General features: G+C 55.4%; 15 protein-coding genes. 13 read left to right on the top strand and 2 right to left on the bottom strand.

The window, feature by feature from the left end; translation table 11 throughout:
* Positions 1–31: 31 nt before the first annotated feature.
* The 12 genes from ACMZ66_RS02610 (at position 32) to bioB (ending at position 12,199) form a co-directional block, all read left to right on the top strand.
* Positions 32–715, top strand: a complete 684-nt coding sequence (locus ACMZ66_RS02610) for a precorrin-8X methylmutase (protein ID WP_416934135.1) — start codon at positions 32–34, stop codon at positions 713–715.
* Positions 712–1,965 (top strand): precorrin-6y C5,15-methyltransferase (decarboxylating) subunit CbiE, encoded by a 1,254-nt coding sequence (gene cbiE, locus ACMZ66_RS02605; RefSeq protein ID WP_416934133.1) that lies wholly within the window; start codon positions 712–714, stop codon positions 1,963–1,965. Before ACMZ66_RS02610 ends, cbiE begins: the two co-directional genes overlap by 4 nt.
* On the top strand, positions 1,962–2,699 hold the full coding sequence (gene cobI, locus ACMZ66_RS02600) for a precorrin-2 C(20)-methyltransferase (RefSeq protein ID WP_416934131.1): 738 nt from the start codon (positions 1,962–1,964) through the stop codon (positions 2,697–2,699). Before cbiE ends, cobI begins: the two co-directional genes overlap by 4 nt.
* Entirely contained in the window at positions 2,696–4,645 is a 1,950-nt protein-coding gene (gene cobJ / locus ACMZ66_RS02595) for a precorrin-3B C(17)-methyltransferase (RefSeq protein WP_416934129.1), read from the top strand. The genes cobI and cobJ overlap by 4 nt, the downstream gene beginning before the upstream one ends.
* Positions 4,645–5,406, top strand: a complete 762-nt coding sequence (gene cobM, locus ACMZ66_RS02590) for a precorrin-4 C(11)-methyltransferase (protein ID WP_416934127.1) — start codon at positions 4,645–4,647, stop codon at positions 5,404–5,406. Before cobJ ends, cobM begins: the two co-directional genes overlap by 1 nt.
* Positions 5,407–5,582: 176 nt before the next feature.
* Positions 5,583–6,986 (top strand): circularly permuted type 2 ATP-grasp protein, encoded by a 1,404-nt coding sequence (locus tag ACMZ66_RS02585; protein WP_416934125.1) that lies wholly within the window; start codon positions 5,583–5,585, stop codon positions 6,984–6,986.
* A gap of 17 nt (positions 6,987–7,003) precedes the next feature.
* Entirely contained in the window at positions 7,004–7,951 is a 948-nt protein-coding gene (locus ACMZ66_RS02580; RefSeq protein WP_416934123.1) for an alpha-E domain-containing protein, read from the top strand.
* A gap of 1 nt (position 7,952) precedes the next feature.
* A complete protein-coding gene (locus tag ACMZ66_RS02575) occupies positions 7,953–8,771 on the top strand; it encodes a transglutaminase family protein (protein WP_416934121.1) in 819 nt (272 codons plus the stop codon).
* Positions 8,772–8,786: 15 nt separating this feature from the next.
* Positions 8,787–9,539, top strand: coding sequence for a peptidase (locus ACMZ66_RS02570; RefSeq protein WP_416934119.1), 753 nt, complete (start codon positions 8,787–8,789; stop codon positions 9,537–9,539).
* A 144-nt stretch (positions 9,540–9,683) separates the two neighbouring features.
* Positions 9,684–10,328, top strand: a complete 645-nt coding sequence (locus ACMZ66_RS02565) for a GntR family transcriptional regulator (RefSeq protein WP_416934117.1) — start codon at positions 9,684–9,686, stop codon at positions 10,326–10,328.
* A gap of 277 nt (positions 10,329–10,605) precedes the next feature.
* Positions 10,606–11,202 (top strand): biotin transporter BioY, encoded by a 597-nt coding sequence (locus ACMZ66_RS02560; RefSeq protein WP_416934115.1) that lies wholly within the window; start codon positions 10,606–10,608, stop codon positions 11,200–11,202.
* A 4-nt stretch (positions 11,203–11,206) separates the two neighbouring features.
* A complete protein-coding gene (bioB, locus tag ACMZ66_RS02555) occupies positions 11,207–12,199 on the top strand; it encodes a biotin synthase BioB (RefSeq protein ID WP_416934113.1) in 993 nt (330 codons plus the stop codon).
* A 143-nt stretch (positions 12,200–12,342) separates the two neighbouring features.
* Here the strand turns inward: bioB and ACMZ66_RS02550 are convergent, their stop codons facing one another.
* Both ACMZ66_RS02550 and ACMZ66_RS02545 read right to left on the bottom strand, forming a co-directional pair.
* On the bottom strand, positions 12,343–12,909 hold the full coding sequence (locus tag ACMZ66_RS02550) for a CHAP domain-containing protein (protein WP_416934111.1): 567 nt from the start codon (positions 12,907–12,909) through the stop codon (positions 12,343–12,345).
* A gap of 96 nt (positions 12,910–13,005) precedes the next feature.
* Complete coding sequence (locus ACMZ66_RS02545; RefSeq protein WP_416934109.1) at positions 13,006–14,268, bottom strand: MFS transporter; 1,263 nt, start codon at positions 14,266–14,268, stop codon at positions 13,006–13,008.
* Between the two features lie 286 nt (positions 14,269–14,554).
* On the opposite strand from ACMZ66_RS02545, the gene ACMZ66_RS02540 reads away from it, so the two are divergent.
* Positions 14,555–16,906 (top strand): alpha/beta fold hydrolase, encoded by a 2,352-nt coding sequence (locus tag ACMZ66_RS02540; protein WP_416934107.1) that lies wholly within the window; start codon positions 14,555–14,557, stop codon positions 16,904–16,906.
* The last annotated feature ends 130 nt before the right edge of the window (positions 16,907–17,036 follow it).

Below are 17,036 nucleotides of genomic sequence, written 5' to 3'. Positions count from 1 at the left end.
AGTCGACCCCGACCCTCTGAAAGGCGCGGCAATGTTTGACTATCTGCGTGACCCGCAGGAAATCTACGCCAAAAGCTTTGCCACGATCGAGGCTGAGGCAAACCTTGCGCGCTTTTCAGATGACGAACGCCCGGTTGCCGTGCGCATCATTCATGCATGTGGCATGGTCGAAATGGCCGATCAGATCGCCTTTGGCGGTGATGTTGTCGCAAAAGCTTCCAACGCCCTTCGCGCCGGAAAACCAATCCTGTGCGACGCAGAGATGGTGCGCCATGGCATCATCAGCCGCCTGCTTCCTAATGAAAACGCGGTTCTTTGCACGTTAAATGACGGCAATACCCACGATCTCGCCGCCCGTATGGAAACCACTCGCTCTGCCGCCGCGGTTGAGGCATGGGAAGATCATATCGAAGGTGCAATAATCTCCATCGGCAATGCGCCAACGGCACTGTTCCATTTGCTCGAAGCCATCCATGAAGGTCGCTTGGCGAAGCCTGCCCTCATTATCGGTATGCCGGTTGGCTTTGTCGGGGCCGCTGAAAGCAAGGATGCCCTGATCGAACATGCCAACGGCATTCCGTTCGTCACCCTGCGTGGTCGATTTGGCGGCAGTGCGGTTACGGCTGCCACAGTCAACGCATTGGCTAGGCTTGCACGTGATGATGAAACCACACCCGATGGCACGCGTGATCGCAAATCCGGGGGTGCATCATGAACGAACAGGCCCCGATCAAGGGACGCATCACGGTGATTGGCATTGGTGAAGACGGCTATGACGGCCTGTCTCCAATGGCACAAAAGATCCTTGAAAATGCCAGCATCATCTTTGGCGGTACCCGCCATATCGCGATGCTGCCCGGATCAAACACGGCCACCCAAAACAAATGGATTACGCCTTTTGAGGCCAATCTGCCGCTGATCGAAGATTGCCTTGATAAGAACCCGGTGGTTCTGGCCAGTGGTGATCCGATGTATTTCGGCGTGGGCAACACACTGATTAAATATTTCGGAACCGATCCGATATACGCAATCCCGGCGCCATCAAGCATTTCATTGGCGGCATCACGGCTTGGTTGGCCCTTGGCCGAATGCGATGTCATCACGCTTCATGGCCGCGATCCCGAAACGCTGCGCGCCCATCTGCGCCCACATGGCAAACTGATCGCGCTGAGTGCTGATGGCTCAACCCCGGCGCTGGTCGCAGTGATGCTGTGTGAAGCCGGATTTGATCAAAGCCGCATGTCGGTGTGCGAACGTCTTGGCGGGCCGGAAGAACGCATTACGACGCAAACAGCACGCACCTGGCAGTCCACAGCAACATCAATGCCCGATGTCAAATCGGTCGATCCATTGAACCTGATCATGATTGATCTGGAAGCTGGGCCAAATGCCAAGCTTTTGCCAAAGGGGCCAGGTCTTCCCGATGATGCGTTCATTCATGATGGCATGATTACGAAATCGGAAATCCGCGCGCAGACTTTGGCGTCACTTGCCCCGTTTGATGGCGGTGTGCTTTGGGATCTGGGTGCGGGTTGCGGATCAATTTCGATTGAATGGAAACGCATGGGCGGACGTGCTGTTGCGATTGAACGCGATGCCGAACGCTGCGTGATGATCAAGAAAAACGCCATTCGTCTTGGCGTCCCGACCCTTGCCATCGAACAGAAGTCCATCGAAGAAGCGCTTTCCTTTGCGGATCGGCTGCCAAAGCCTGATGCGATTTTCATCGGTGGGGGCATCACCAATGAAGGCCTGCTCGAAGCCTGTTGGGAACTGCTGCCGATCCATGGTCGGCTGGTTGCCAATACGGTGACGCTGGAAGGCGAAGAAAAATTGTTACGTTTCTATAATAAAATGGGTGGCACCCTGTCGCGCCTGTCGGTTTCCCGACTGGTGCCGCGCGGCAATTTCAAGGGCTGGAGCAACTTGGCCCCGGTGACCCATTACCTCGGAGTTAAAGCATGAGCAGTGCGGAATTGACCGCAGAGCGCCTTCCGGTTCCCGGAACGGCCTATGGTCTTGGTATTGGGCCGGGTGAACCCGATCTGATCACGCTAAAGGCCTATAACATCCTCCAAAAGGCTGATGTAATTGCCTATCCAGCGCTCGAAGATGGCGTAAGCCTTGCCCGTCAGATCGTTGATCCGCACATCCCCGAAGGCCGGATTGAAATTGCCATTCGCATCGAAATGGGCAAGCCCGCCGATCCGATCTATGACGCGGCAGCCATCGAAATTGGCAAACATCTGGCCGATGGAAAAACCGTTGCCGTGCTGTGCGAAGGCGACCCGTTCTTCTATGGCAGCTTCATGTATCTGTTTGGCCGTCTGGCCGAAGCCGGATATCCGGTCAAAACCGTTCCGGGCGTCAGTTCCATGATGGCCTGTGCTGCGCAGCTTGGCGCACCGCTGGCTGCCAAGAACGATGTTTTGCAAGTCATTCCGGGCCCGCTTGATGCAGATCGTCTGCGTGAACAGTTGGCCAAAACCGATGCTGCAGCCATCATCAAACTGGGTCGTCATTTCGCAAAGGTGCGCGGCGTGATCAACGAACTCGGCCTGACAGATCGGGCGCGCTATATCGAACGTGCGACGCTTGAAACCCAAAAGATGGTGCCGCTTGGTGAATTGCCAGAAGACGCCAAGGCCCCGTATTTTTCCATGATCCTGATCCACCGTCGCGGAGACGCATGGCGATGACCGCCCAGAACACCCAAGATAGCCCGGCCTTGCCGACCAATCCGATTGCCCCGATTGCGGTCATCTGCCTCACGCAACGCGCCCTTCCGACTGCGCGCAAGATCGCATCGAGCCTTCAGGGCGCATCGGTGCATGGCCTGCGCACGCGCGTTTCGATCAATGATGTTGATGTCGCCTTTGACGACACCATTGCGCATCTGCAACAAACTTTCTCATCGGACCATGTCATCATTGGTGTCTGTGCTGCTGGCATCCTGATCCGCGCCCTTGCGCCGCTTTTGGCTGGCAAGTGGCAGGATGCAGCCGTCATTGCCGTTGACGAAGCAGGCGATAACTTCATCCCGCTTTTGGGTGGGCATCATGGTGGCAACCGTTTGGCACGCGATCTGGCTGAACGACTTGGTGGCAATGCCGCCATCACCACACCGGGTGATGCGATGCTGGGTCTGGCACTTGATGAGCCGCCAGCTGGCTGGAAACTTGGTACGCCTGACACCGTCAAACCGGCGACGGCCGCCCTATTGGCTGGCGCAACGGCCCGGATTGAGATCGAAGCAGGGTCCGCTGCATGGCTGACCAACAGTGCCATTGCGCAATCTGAAGACGGCACCATTCTGATCACGGCGACCGCGCGCGAAGGTGCAAATGACGACGCCATCAGTGACGCAGCCGAAACAGCGATTACCTATCACCCGCCGGTTCTGGCACTGGGTGTTGGCTGCGAACGGGGCTGCCCGGTTGATGATCTTTATGATCTGGTGATGGAAACGCTTGCTGGTCAGTGCCTGAGCCCCAAGGCAATTGCCTGTGTGAGCTCGATCGAACTTAAAGCCGACGAAGCAGCCGTGCATGAGCTTGCCCGTCGTTTGGGCGTTCCGGCCCGCTTCTTTGATGCGCCAACCCTTGAGGCCGAAGCAGACCGTTTGGTCACGCCATCAGACGTCGTCTTTGCCGAAACCGGCTGCCATGGGGTGGCCGAGGGTGCGGCATTGGCAACGGTCGGGCCAAACGGCAAGCTGATCGTGCCCAAGCACAAGACCAAGAAATCTACCTGTGCGATTGCCCTGTCCCAAGATGACATCACGCCAGAAACCATCGGCAAGGCACAAGGCAGATTGTCAATTGTTGGCATTGGTCCGGGTCAGATTGGCTGGCGCAGCCCAGAGGCCACCGCGCTCATTGGCCGCGCATCCGATATCGTTGGCTATCAGATGTATCTTGATCTTCTGGGCCCATTGATCGATGGCAAGGATTGCCACCATTCCGATCTGGGTGCCGAAGAGGCCCGTGCTCGTCATGCACTGGAACTGGCCGCAACCGGCAAGGACGTTGCCCTGATCGGATCGGGTGATGCAGGCATCTACGCGCTGGCGACACTTGTGTTCGAATTGCTTGATCGTGAAGACCGCGCTGACTGGAACCGGGTCGCAGTTCAGGTATCGCCGGGTATTTCCGCCCTTCAGGCCGCTGCATCGCGCATTGGTGCCCCGCTGGGTCATGATTTCTGTGCGATTTCGCTGTCTGACCTTTTGACACCGCGCGAAGACATCCTGCGCCGTCTGAAATCAGCCGCCGAAGGCGACTTTGTCATCGCGTTCTATAACCCGGTCTCCAAGCGTCGCCGTGATTTGCTGGCCAAAGCGCGCGATATCCTGCTGGAACATCGCAATGAAGATACGCCAGTTGTTCTTGGTCGCCAACTTGGCCGTCCGGATGAGGAAATCACAGTCGTTCCGCTCTCGAAACTAGAAGTCGATATGGTCGATATGCTGACCACGGTTCTGGTCGGATCAAGCAACAGCCGCCACATCACGCGCGGCGAGAACGAATGGGTCTACACCCCGCGCGGCTACGCCAAAAAGGGGCCGGATGCGGCGAAAGCCCCGGTTCACAGCAGCACCGACACCACCAAAAACGACACCTCCAAAAAAGACGGGGCAGAATAATGACCGTTCATTTCATTGGCGCCGGTCCCGGCGCACCGGACCTAATCACCGTGCGCGGCCTGCGCCTGATCGAAAAATGCCCGGTCTGCCTCTATGCCGGATCGTTGGTACCCGAAGAAATCGTCACAAGTGCGCCAGAAGGTGCGCGCGTGATCGATACGGCCCCGATGAACCTTGAAGAAATCATCGCCGAGATCGAGGCCGCCCACGCCAAAGGCCAGGATGTTGCCCGCGTGCATTCGGGTGATCCGTCGATCTATGGCGCAGTTGCCGAACAGATCCGCCGTCTGGATGATCTGGGCATTCCCTATGACATCACGCCTGGTGTTTCCGCCTATGCGGCGACCGCAGCTGAAATCGGGGCGGAACTGACCCTGCCTGACATTTCACAGACGGTGATCCTGACCCGGACCGCCATGCGGTCTTCAAGCATGCCAGAAGGCGAAAGCCTTGCCGAACTTGGCAAATCGCGTGCGACGCTGGCAGTGCATCTGTCGATCAACAATCTGGCCAATGTGGTGCGTGATCTGACGCCGCATTACGGCGAAGACTGCCCGGTTGTGATTGCCTATCGTGCGACCTGGCCAGACCAGCAATATATCTTTGGCACCCTTGGCGATATCCGCGCCAAGGTCAAAGGAAGTGGTATCACGCGGACAGCCCTGATCATGGTCGGCGAGGTGTTCGGACGGAAGGATTTCACCGACTCTAGGCTTTATGCCGCCGATCACACCCACGTGCTGCGACCGGCCAAGGCGTAATTCAAAACGGGCGGAGATCAAACTCCGCCCGTTTTTTGTACAAACCACCTTATCGCCAAGTTTATTTTTTCAGCAGATCAGCAATTTGCTGAAAAATCTGCCAATTCAACCGTGAACATCCTTGACCACCCCCTATACGGACGCCTTTAATCAAAGGGTAATTAAGGGGAGTATGCATGTTCAACGAGATGAGAATGGACGACCAGGTACGCGAACCTTATCGCGCACTGGTTGACTGGATGGAAGCAAGCGGCCCCGAGGTCCTCGAACAAAAGCGCCTTGAAGCCGAAACACTATTCCGCAAAATTGGAATTACATTTGCCGTCTACGGCGAAGGCGGAGACCCTGAACGACTTATTCCTTTCGATCTGATTCCCCGAATTTTCACAGCAGCCGAATGGCGCAAACTTGATCGCGGTGTCAAACAGCGCGCCCGCGCACTCAATACCTTCCTGTACGACGTCTATCACAATGCCGAAATCATCAAGGCGGGTATCATCCCGGCCGATCTGGTGTTCAAGAACGATGCGTTCGAACCAGCCGTGATTGGCATTGACCCACCGCGCAAGGTTTATAGCCACATTGTCGGTGTTGATATCGTCCGTACCGGACCCGAAGATTTCTATGTTCTTGAAGATAACTGCAGGACGCCATCAGGTGTTTCATACATGCTTGAGAACCGCGAAATCATGATGCGCATGTTCCCGGAGCTTTTCAGAAGCCTGCGGATTGAGCCGGTCGAAAGCTATCCGGATATGCTTCTCAAGACGCTCAAAAGCATCGCGCCGCCCAAATGTGACCGCGAACCCAATATTGTGGTTCTCACACCTGGTGCCATGAACAGCGCCTATTACGAACATTCCTTCCTTGCTGATCAGATGGGTGTCGAGCTTGTCGAAGGTCAGGACCTGTTTGTGGATAAGGACCGCGTCTATATGCGCACCACGCGCGGCCCTGCACGGGTGGATGTGATTTATCGCCGTATCGATGATGCCTATATCGATCCGCTTTGTTTCCGATCTGACTCGGTTCTGGGTGTTCCGGGCCTGATGAATGTGTATCGGTCAGGCGGCGTTGCCATCTGCTCGGCCCCGGGTGCCGGTGTCGCCGATGACAAGGCGGTTTATACCTATGTGCCCGACATGATCCGTTTCTATCTGGGTCAGGAACCGATCCTGAACAACGTTCCAACCTGGAAATGCGGCAAGCCTGATGATCTGAAATATGTTCTCGAACATCTGGGAGAGCTGGTGGTCAAGGAAGTCCATGGTTCTGGCGGCTATGGCATGCTGGTTGGACCGGCATCGACCAAGGCAGAGCAGGTCGCCTATGCTCAGCGCATCAAGGCCGATCCGGGTGATTTCATCGCCCAGCCGACGCTAGCACTTTCGGCATGCCCGACCTTCGTTGAAAGCGGCATCGCGCCACGCCACGTTGATTTCCGACCATTCTGTCTTGTTGGCGATGACGTTCGCCTGACACCGGGTGGGCTTACGCGTGTTGCCATGCGTGAAGGGTCGCTTGTCGTGAACTCGTCGCAGGGCGGCGGGGTCAAGGACACCTGGATCATGAGTGATTGATAGGAAAGGGTTGAGAGATGCTTAGTCGTACTGCAGACAACCTTTTCTGGCTGTCGAGATATGTTGAACGGGCCGAAAACATGGCCCGCCTGATGGAGATGGGCTATCGCATGGCCCTGATGCCTGCTGTGGGTGATGGTAACCGATCGGAATGGGAATCGGTTTTGTCCGCATCTGGCTGCCAAGCCGGATATGATCCGAATGCACCCCTGCGTCAGGAAGAAGTCGCCAATTTCCTGATTTTCAATCGGGATAACCCGTCATCCATCATAAATTGTTTTGAATATGCGCGCGCCAATGCGCGTGCAATGCGTACCGCCATCACCGCAGAAATGTGGGAAGCATTGAACAATGCCCTGATGGAGCTTCGCCGACCATCGATGCACAATCTGGCCAAGAACGAACTGCCGGAATTCATTGATTGGGTGAAGAAACAAGGATCCCTGTTCAGAGGGACAACCAACTCAACGATTTTGCGCAATGACGGCTATGACTTTATCCGTCTGGGCACCTTTATCGAGCGCGCCGACAACACCGCGCGTCTTCTGGACGTGAAATATTACGTTCTGTTGCCCGAAACCAGCATGGTCGGCGACGGGGTTGATAACTATCAATGGACCACGGTGTTGCGTGCGGCATCGTCTCTGCGTGCTTTCCATTGGGTCTATCGTGATGACTATTCACCGCACCGGATTGCACATTTCCTGATCCTTAATCCGTTCAGCCCGCGATCACTCGCCCACTGTGCCGAGCAAATCACCCAGCATCTGGAACGGCTTGCGCGGCACTATGGCCAACGCCATCCGGTGCATGGCCAGGCAGTCGAAATGTATTCGTTGCTGACCCAAAGCGAGATGGAAGAAATCTTCTCCAACGGTTTGCACGAGTTCCTCAATGACTTCCAGGCCCGCAACCGCGAACTTTCAAGCGCGATTGCCGATGCTTATTATTTCGGAGGACAATAAAATGCGCCTCACCGTCGAACACAGAACCAGTTACCGTTATAAATCATCGGCACGCCATGTCGTCCAAAGCCTGAAAATGACCCCGGCACAGTTTGATGGCCAAAAAATCCTGAACTGGTCCATCACGGCTGAGGGCTGCACCATCGGATCGGAATTCACCGATGGCAATGGCGATGTCATCAGCACGCTGACCGCCAACGGTCCGGTCGAAGGCATTGAAATCGTTGTGACGGGCGAAGTCGAAACAACAGACACGGCCGGGGTACTTCGTGGTCACAAGGAACGTGCCTTTCCTGCTGTTTTCCTGCGCACCACGCCGATGACCAAATCCAGCGCGGCAATCCGCAAACTGGCCGACAAGGTTGCGAAGAAAACCAAGGATGCACCAATTCTTGAATGTGCACATGCCTTGGCCGGCGCGGTTGCCGATGCGATTGAATATGCGCCGGGCACGACGCATGTTCATACCACGGCTGCAGATGCGCTTGCCGATGGCAAGGGTGTTTGCCAAGACCATGCGCATGTTCTGATTTCCGCTGCCCGCCATCTGGGTATCCCGGCGCGTTATGTGTCGGGCTATCTGTTTGCCGATCAGGACGGCAAACCGCATGAGGCATCCCATGCCTGGGCGGAGCTGCATTTGCCAGAGTTCGGCTGGGTTGGTTTTGACCCGGCCAACAAGTGCTGCCCGACTGATTATTATATTCGGCTGGGGGCTGGACTTGATGGGCAGGTGGCAACACCTATACGGGGAGTACATACTGGTGGCGCAAACGAAAATTTGGATGTAACAGTCGTCATTGCGCAATCACAACAATAACCGGACTTCGAGAAGATGACCTATTGTGTCGGTTTGATGCTGAATGACGGACTGGTCTTCCTGTCCGACACACGGACCAATGCTGGTCTGGATAACATTTCGCGCTATCGCAAGATGTTTACCTGGGAAGTACCGGGCGATCGCGCGATTGTTGCCTTGTCAGCTGGCAACCTTGCCATTACCCAAGCCGTGATGAGCACCCTTTTTGAGGCCATCGACGATCCGGAAACCAAACCGGGCGACTGCATTCTGAGCGCACCCAGCATGTTCCGCGTTGCCGAACTGTTTGGCGAAGCCATGCAAAAGGTTCAGCACAAATATCATGATACGCTCGAACAGCATCATGAAAGCAGTGCGGCCTCGATCATGGTGGGTGGTCAGCGCAAAGGTGGCGAGCAGCGCCTGTTTCTGGTTTATGCAGCCGGTAACTTCATCGAAGCAACCGCTGATACGCCCTACCTTCAGATTGGCGAGCATAAATACGGCAAGCCGATCCTTGATCGGGTGATTACGCCGAAAACCTCGATTCAGGACGGGGTCAAAGCCGTGCTGTTGTCGATGGATTCAACCTTGCGCTCCAACCTGTCGGTTGGCATGCCGCTTGATCTGGCGGTTCTGCCAGATGATGCCTGCAAGTTCTCCGAACTGCGCCGGATTGAGGCCGATGACAAGGGCTTCCGCGCCCTGTCGGATGCCTGGTCAAATGCTCTCCGCGATGCATTTGCAGATATGCCCGACGAACATTGCGATGTGGCTGCTGCCGAATAACCGCCGGCCCGCACATACCGATAACACAAAACAAAGCCGATCCTTCTGGGTCGGCTTTTTTCATGGGCTATTGCGGCGACCTAGATCACTCAAATATCTAACTTTCCAGTGACAAATGGCCTTTAGCAAATTATCTATAAAATCATGACAAAGCAGACCGACACCACCATCACAGGTCGCATCACGCGTGCCTTGGCTGACCGCATCATTGCTGGCGATATCGCGCCGGGCACCAAACTGCGTCAGGATCATTTCGCCGAAGAATTTGGTGCAAGCCACGTCCCTGTACGCGAAGCTTTCCGCCGTCTTGAGGCGCAAGGTTTGGTGATCAGTGAACCGCGTCGTGGGGTCCGTGTTGCAAGCTTTGACATCGAAGAAGTCCGCGAAGTTGCGGAAATGCGCGCCTCCCTTGAGGTCCTGGCTCTTCGCCATGCTGCCCCGCATCTGACCAGTGCGATCCTTGATGACGCCGAAGACATCAACAAGGCAGGCGAAAACGCCCGCGATGTCCGGGAATGGGAAGATGCCAACAAGGCATTTCATCGCATCATCCTTGAGCCGTGCAATATGCCACGCCTGATGACGACCATTGATGATCTTCATGCTGCCAGTGCCCGGTTCCTGTTTTCAGGTTTCCGCATGGAATGGGAAGCCCCGACCGATCAGGACCACCGCGCGATCCTGCGGGCCCTGCGTGAACATCAATTTGATGTGGCGGCCGCAACCCTTGCCCGTCACGTAAAATGGATCGGCACCAAGCCGGGAAAAAACGGTCGCCCACGCGGCTGATTTCGACGCTAACCACCCCTAATTTCTGGTCTGATGATTAGGTGAGCTTGCCTTGACAGCTTCGCCACAGCATCCTCACATGCAAATTTTCCAATTTTATAGATAATTTTTACTGCGATATTTCAATGAGTTATTGGCAACTGGAACGCTTCTTCTACTCAAAAGCGCCTATCCGTGATTTTTGGGATTGATTTCGTCTGCCGATAACGGCGTAATTAATAGATCAGATTCATTTTTATAGATAATTTTGAATTCCGGTCACAAGGAGCCCGTCACCATGGCCAATCTCGCCAGCAACGAAACCACCGCACAAACCGAAAACCCGATCCTGACAGGTGCGAAATACAGCCTGATGGTTCTGGCCGGTGTCGCCCTGATTACGGCAAGTGCAAAAATCACCGTTCCGTTCTGGCCTGTGCCGATGACGCTTCAAACCATGTCGATCATGGCGATTGCCATTGCCACCGGCCCGCGCATGGCCCTTGCGACGATGCTGGCCTATCTGGCGGCGGGTGCTGTGGGCCTTCCGGTCTTTGCTGGCACCCCGGAACGCGGCATTGGCATTTCTTACATGATGGGCCCGACCGGTGGATATCTGGCAGGTTACCTTGTCGCTGCCGGACTGGTGGGTGCACTGGCGCGTGGTCGCGGCGCGCTTGGACGCTTTATCGTCATGATGGGCGGGATGGTGCCGGTTTATCTTCTGGGTCTGGCCGGTCTTTCGGCCTTTGTACCGTCTGAAAAGGTCCTTGCGCTTGGTTTCACACCCTTCATTCTTGGCGACACCATCAAGATTGCCTTGGTTGCGCTTGGCTATGCGGCATTTGACCGCTTCAAATCGCGCAAATCATCTGACCTGAGCAATGCGGGCTAATCAGATGAGCCAGCATCACACCCAAACTGACCTGATCGACGCACAGGATGGCGATATCCGCCATGACTGGAGCGTCGATGAGATCGAGGCGATCTATCGAAGCCCGCTTTTGGAACTTCTGGGTCGGGCAAGTGCGGTGCATCGCACCCACCACGATCCCGCCCGCATCCAGAAGGCCAGCCTGCTCTCGATCAAAACCGGTGGCTGCCCGGAAGATTGCGCCTATTGCCCGCAATCGGCCCATCACCGCGAGGTAAAGCTTGGCAAGGAGCAAATCCTTGATCCGGCCTCCGTCATTGAAATGGCCGAACGTGCCAAGGATGCAGGAGCAGACCGGTTCTGCATGGGCGCTGCCTGGCGCCGTGTGCGCGATGGGGCGGCTTTTGATGCGGTGCTGGAAATGGTGCGCGGGGTCAATGATCTTGGCATGGAAGCCTGCGTAACCCTTGGCATGCTTGAGCCCCATCATGCTGAGCAACTCAAAGACGCCGGGCTGACCGCCTATAACCACAATCTCGATACCAGCCCGGAATTCTATAGCCAGATCATCACAACCCGAACCTATCAGGATCGGCTTGATACGCTGGCATCCGTTCGGTCGCAGGGTATTGATCTGTGTTGTGGCGGGATTATTGGCATGGGCGAAAGCATCCGCGATCGCGCATCGATGCTTCAGGTCCTGGCTGGCTTTGATCCACATCCGGAAAGTGTGCCGATAAATGCATTGGTCCCGGTCGAAGGCACCCCGCTTGCCCACCGAACACCGGTTGATCCGCTGGAGCTGGTGCGCATGGTCGCAACCGCGCGCATCACCATGCCGAAATCGATGGTTCGCTTGTCAGCCGGCCGCACCGAGCTTAACCGCGAAGCACAGATCATGTGCCTGATGGCGGGTGCCAATTCGGTATTTTACGGTGAAAAACTTCTGACCACGCCCAATCCGCTCGAAGACAGTGACAGCGCACTGTTCGCAGCCCTTGGGCCGATTGCCGCCTGATCATCAGGCACACAAAGTTCAACCCCGAACCCGTGCCGCCCGCACGGGTTTAATTGGCGAAGCTCTCTATCCGTTGGGGGCTTCGCCACTTTTCTTTTCAGGGATGTCGATTGATTTTGGTGATCAGTGCGTTGATCAGTAGATCAGTTGGCTTCAGCCGTTTCTTGCGGCTGATAGATGAAACCATGGGCCGGATACACGCTGCCAAAGGTGCCTTGCGTGTTCATCATGCGGACTTCGGACCAATCATTATTGGGCGATACGTCAACGACCGGCTGGCGGTAGTGGACCTTGCCGCGGGTGCGCAAATCGCTGCCCCAATTGGCATGGTTCACAAGGATCTTGCGGCTATCAAGGATCGCTGAGACCACTGCAACGTGACCAAGCTTCAGGCGTGATGTCTTGCGAAGGGCCAGAACAGAGCCGACCTGGGGCTGATTACCACGTTTGAAGTGTTTTTTGCCGGCCTGTCCCCACCAGGTCCAGGCATCGCCATAAATCTCGATGCCGGAAACTTCACGGGCATAGGGCACGCATTGCAGGAACTTGTCGGTCGGGGCAAAGGGATTAAGGCGCGATGTCGGAACGCTGACACTGATTGTCTGAACCGTATCACTTGGCATCGGGCCACTGGGGCGGTTTGCAGTATTGCCTGTGCTAAAGCACGCCGAAAGCAACAAACACAGTCCGACAATACCAACCAAACGCATCTGGAGTTCCCCAATAAGCTCACGATGGGCCACCTTATCGGGGCAGGCCTTAATAATCCTTTACTGCACTGCAATTGAAAGGCTGGCAATCGCTTTTCATAAGGCCTTGATTTGCCGAAGACGAACGAGTGCAACCGCCGCAGCGCACAGGATCAGAATCGCCGAACCGCGCGCGGTAAACTGAATATTCCCGGCCTCCGATATCGCACCCAAAAGCGTCCCGCCAAGGGCAATACCGCCAAAGGTGGTGGCACTCCAGAAACTCATCACGCGCCCCCGCAATTTGTTATCCACAGCCAATTGAAGAGCGGTTTGCGACCCGACACCAACAAGGGTCAAACCACCCCCCGTCAAGGCAACCAAAACGACCGCCATTTCATACCAGGGCGCAAAGCCAAGCCCCATCATCCCGCTTGCGGCCATAAAGGCACCAATGATTGCAACGCGCTGATAGGCACCCGCATCTGACTTGATGCGCGACAGAATAAAGCTTGAGGTTACCGCACCGATCCCGGCCGCCGATGACAGCATGCCAAGCCCCGTCACCCCGCGATCATAGACCGCCTCGGCAAAGACCGGCATCAGCTCAACCATGCCGGTTCCAACCAGCGAGACAAAGCAGGATAGTGCCAAAACCGACCGGATCATGTGATGGTTCAGCGCATAGCGTGCCCCATCGACAAGGGACGCCCAGATGCGTCTGCTTTTGGCATCCGGCGCGCGTTCCATATGAATGGTGACGATGGATATCACCACGACCATCGGAAGGTAGCTAAGCGCATTGATCATGAAGGCCACACCTGTGCCCCATGTGGCAATCACCACCCCGCCCACCGCCGGACCGACAAGGCGCGAGATATTGAAATTCATTGCCGCATAAGCCACTGCACGGCTCATGAATTCGCGCTTTACGATGACGGGTACAAGCGACAATCGAATGGGGGTAAAGGCGCTGCCCAAGATGCCAATGGCCGCAGACAAAACGACCATCCACGGCAAACTCAGCAGACCGGCATAAGACAGCCCCATCAGAACAAATGATACGCCAGCCTGCGCAAGGTTAAGCAACATCGCCGTGCGTCTCAGATCCACGCGATCGGCCATCACGCCAAAAATGGGACCAAGAAAAAACGCCGGCGCGAAATTAAGCGCAGCAATCACCCCGGTCCAGAATGCCGATCCGGTAAGCGACCATGCCAGCCAGGACATAGCGATTTTTTGTATCCACAAGCCCTGCGTCGTGATGCATTGCCCGACCAGAAACAGCAGAAAATTACGATCCGAAAAGATCGATTGTGTGCGGTCATTGTCGCCATTCTCTGGCGATTGCGCCGAATTTTCCGGGGCGAGGTCAGGCACGCGGGCTCCAATCACTGGAAGGTGGATTGATCATTTAGGATACCGGTTCGAAGGCGGGTGGCAGCAATACAAACCGGGAAAGGAAGGTGCACGAAATCTCATCATGCTTGTGTGCCAGTATAGGAAACTGCGCACCTGTTTGCATTAAATCTTCGTCGATCAGGACGTTTGGGCCTTCTCAAATCGCTGCGCGCGACACATATAGAAACTAAGCAAACAATCGGACCTTAACCGATAAAACGTCCTAGAAACCAGATGCTTAGACCAGGCCGGGGTATCGCATCGCATGAATGAGACTTTCCGCGATATCGAACGTGAGAAGTTCGCGATCAATCAGAAAACGTGCGAGTGGACCATTCGCGCGATGACTGCACTGCGCGCCAATATCGACATCAATATCAAGATGCATGGGTCGCGCGAACATCTGGCCGATGGCGATATTTTCATGTTCAACCATTTCGCCCGGTTTGAAACATTCATCCCGCAATTCCTGATCGCACTTGAAACAGGCGTCTATTGCCGGTCCATCGCATCGGGCGAGTTCTTTGCCCAAGACAATACCTTTTCGCGTTATCTGCGCGCCTTGGGCGGGGTGCCCAATGATTACGAACGCCTGCTGCCCTTTCTGGCCGAGGAAATCCTGCGCGGTGGCAAGGTCGTTGTTTTCCCCGAAGGCGGGATGGTCAAAGACCGGCGCGTGATGAATGACGATCGCCCACATCCCAAACGTCCGGATTACAGCATTTATTCCCGAACCGCTGATACCAGACGTGCTCATCATACCGGATCGGCGTTGCTGGCGCTTTGCATTGACGGGTTCAAAATTGGCCTATCCACCCTTCTTGAAAAGGGCAACCATGATCAATTGACCCGCTGGGCCACAATTCTTGAGCGCGAAGAAGATGATCTGCACGCGACCCTAGCCAAGCCGACGCTAATGTTTCCGGCCAATATCACGTTTCATCCGCTCCGCGTTGATCAAAACATTCTGGCACGTGCGGCCGATATGTTTACCGGCGGTCTAAGCCCCAAGATGGCCGAAGAAATGATCATCGAAGGCAATCTGATGTTCAAAAAGACCGATATGGACATCCGCCTTGGTGATCCGGTCGATCCGCGCCAGCAATTCAACTGGCTCGACCGTCGATTGCTCGCCAAAAGGGTCGAGCAGGCCGAAAGCATCGATGATCTGTTCCGTCCGGCACGGACATTGGAAAAGATCACCGAACGGGCAACCCAATATGCCATCACCCGGCATATCAGCCCGCTTCGCGATCATTGCATGTCGGTGATGTATTCGAACCTGACGATCAATGTCAGCCATCTGGCATCACGGTTGATCATGATGTGGCTGGAAGACGGCGTGACCGAAGTCGATATCAGCCATTTCGACCGCACGCTTTATCTGGCGATCAAAAACATCCAGCAGGCCGAAAACGTTCATCTGCATCGCGGCATGCGCAATCCAGCTGACTATATCGGCATCTTTGAACTCAACTGCCCGCAAATCCGGTTCTTTATCGATAGTGCTGTTCAACTTGGCCTGATTGAACGCAAGGATCGCAAATATTGCTTCCTGCCCAAATTGCAGGATGCGGCAAGCTTTGATCAAATCCGCATGGACAATCCGATCATGGTCTATGCCAATGAAATGGCACCAATTCATGCGGCCTGGCAGGCGCTTGAACGCGCCCGGATCGAGGTCGATCACCTAAGCCAGATTGATATCGCCCATCGCCGGTTTGATGACGAAATCCGTGCCTGGCAGTGGAACCATACGAAATTCCAAAAACCCAAATACGATGCGATAAATAGCCAGGAAACCGCCACCGCCGACAGCCGCCCCTATTTGCTGCTGCCCAATGGGCAGACACGTTTTGCCTGCGGCGTTTTGTTGGTGCACGGCTTCCTCGCATCCCCGGCGGAACTTCGCGAATTGGGCGAAAAGTTTGCTGCCCTTGGCTATGCGGTGATGGGCGTTCGCCTTGCCGGACATGGCACATCACCCCATGAGCTGCAAAAGCGCAAATGGACCGATTGGCTGGCATCGGTTCGCCGCGGATATGAGATTTTGGCACCGTTCTGCGAACAGGTGATCATTGTCGGCTTTTCGACCGGTGGTGCTCTTTCCGCGATTCACGCGGCAGATCAACCCGAAAAGCTGCGCGGTCTGGTTCTGGCTGGAACGCCGCTTAAATTCCGGAATCGCAATCTGATGTTTGTCCCACTGCTTTATGGGGCCAACAAATTGATGGGCTGGATGCCATCGGCACAGGAAATGCTGAGCTTCCGCTTAAACGAATCCGAGCATCCCGACATCAATTATCGCAACATTCCGATTGGCGGACTTCATCAGCTTCGCCAAGCTGTGGCGGAAATGCAGAAGCGCTTGCACGACCTTACATGCCCTACCCTGATCTTGCAGGGCGATGGTGATCAGGTTGTTGATCCGGCCAGTGCAAACATGATCCGGCGCATCGCGACCAATGTCAGCGAGATGGATGTCCAGATGCTCGCATCCACCCGCCATGGCATCGTGAATGAGGATATTGACGGTGCGCATGACCGGATCATTGGCTTTGTCAAAGACCACTGCGCCGATCCTGTCGACTTCGCCGATGCCATCCCGGCCGAGTAAAAATCCAAACAATTCCTTGCAATGCCCTCCCGGAACCACGGATACGCCTGCGTAACTGGTACTCAAAATCAAGCTCACCAACACACCATCCGCTTGACGAGAAACAAACCACGTCATAGTTTGGATCCAT

It is taken from the genome of Thalassospira sp. (genome assembly GCF_048059015.1).
GTDB lineage: Bacteria > Pseudomonadota > Alphaproteobacteria > Rhodospirillales > Thalassospiraceae > Thalassospira.
This window is presented reverse-complemented; position numbering and strand designations above follow the sequence as displayed.

Excerpts from the sequence above, each read along its gene's own strand:
- ACMZ66_RS02610 (WP_416934135.1), top strand. The coding sequence starts at position 32 with ATGTTTGACTATCTGCGTGACCCGCAGGAAATCTACGCCAAAAGCTTT.
- cbiE (WP_416934133.1), top strand. The coding sequence starts at position 712 with ATGAACGAACAGGCCCCGATCAAGGGACGCATCACGGTGATTGGCATT.
- cobI (WP_416934131.1), top strand. The coding sequence starts at position 1,962 with ATGAGCAGTGCGGAATTGACCGCAGAGCGCCTTCCGGTTCCCGGAACG.
- cobJ (WP_416934129.1), top strand. The coding sequence starts at position 2,696 with ATGACCGCCCAGAACACCCAAGATAGCCCGGCCTTGCCGACCAATCCG.
- cobM (WP_416934127.1), top strand. The coding sequence starts at position 4,645 with ATGACCGTTCATTTCATTGGCGCCGGTCCCGGCGCACCGGACCTAATC.
- ACMZ66_RS02585 (WP_416934125.1), top strand. The coding sequence starts at position 5,583 with ATGTTCAACGAGATGAGAATGGACGACCAGGTACGCGAACCTTATCGC.
- ACMZ66_RS02580 (WP_416934123.1), top strand. The coding sequence starts at position 7,004 with ATGCTTAGTCGTACTGCAGACAACCTTTTCTGGCTGTCGAGATATGTT.
- ACMZ66_RS02575 (WP_416934121.1), top strand. The coding sequence starts at position 7,953 with ATGCGCCTCACCGTCGAACACAGAACCAGTTACCGTTATAAATCATCG.
- ACMZ66_RS02570 (WP_416934119.1), top strand. The coding sequence starts at position 8,787 with ATGACCTATTGTGTCGGTTTGATGCTGAATGACGGACTGGTCTTCCTG.
- ACMZ66_RS02565 (WP_416934117.1), top strand. The coding sequence starts at position 9,684 with ATGACAAAGCAGACCGACACCACCATCACAGGTCGCATCACGCGTGCC.
- ACMZ66_RS02560 (WP_416934115.1), top strand. The coding sequence starts at position 10,606 with ATGGCCAATCTCGCCAGCAACGAAACCACCGCACAAACCGAAAACCCG.
- bioB (WP_416934113.1), top strand. The coding sequence starts at position 11,207 with ATGAGCCAGCATCACACCCAAACTGACCTGATCGACGCACAGGATGGC.
- ACMZ66_RS02550 (WP_416934111.1), bottom strand. The coding sequence starts at position 12,909 with ATGCGTTTGGTTGGTATTGTCGGACTGTGTTTGTTGCTTTCGGCGTGC.
- ACMZ66_RS02540 (WP_416934107.1), top strand. The coding sequence starts at position 14,555 with ATGAATGAGACTTTCCGCGATATCGAACGTGAGAAGTTCGCGATCAAT.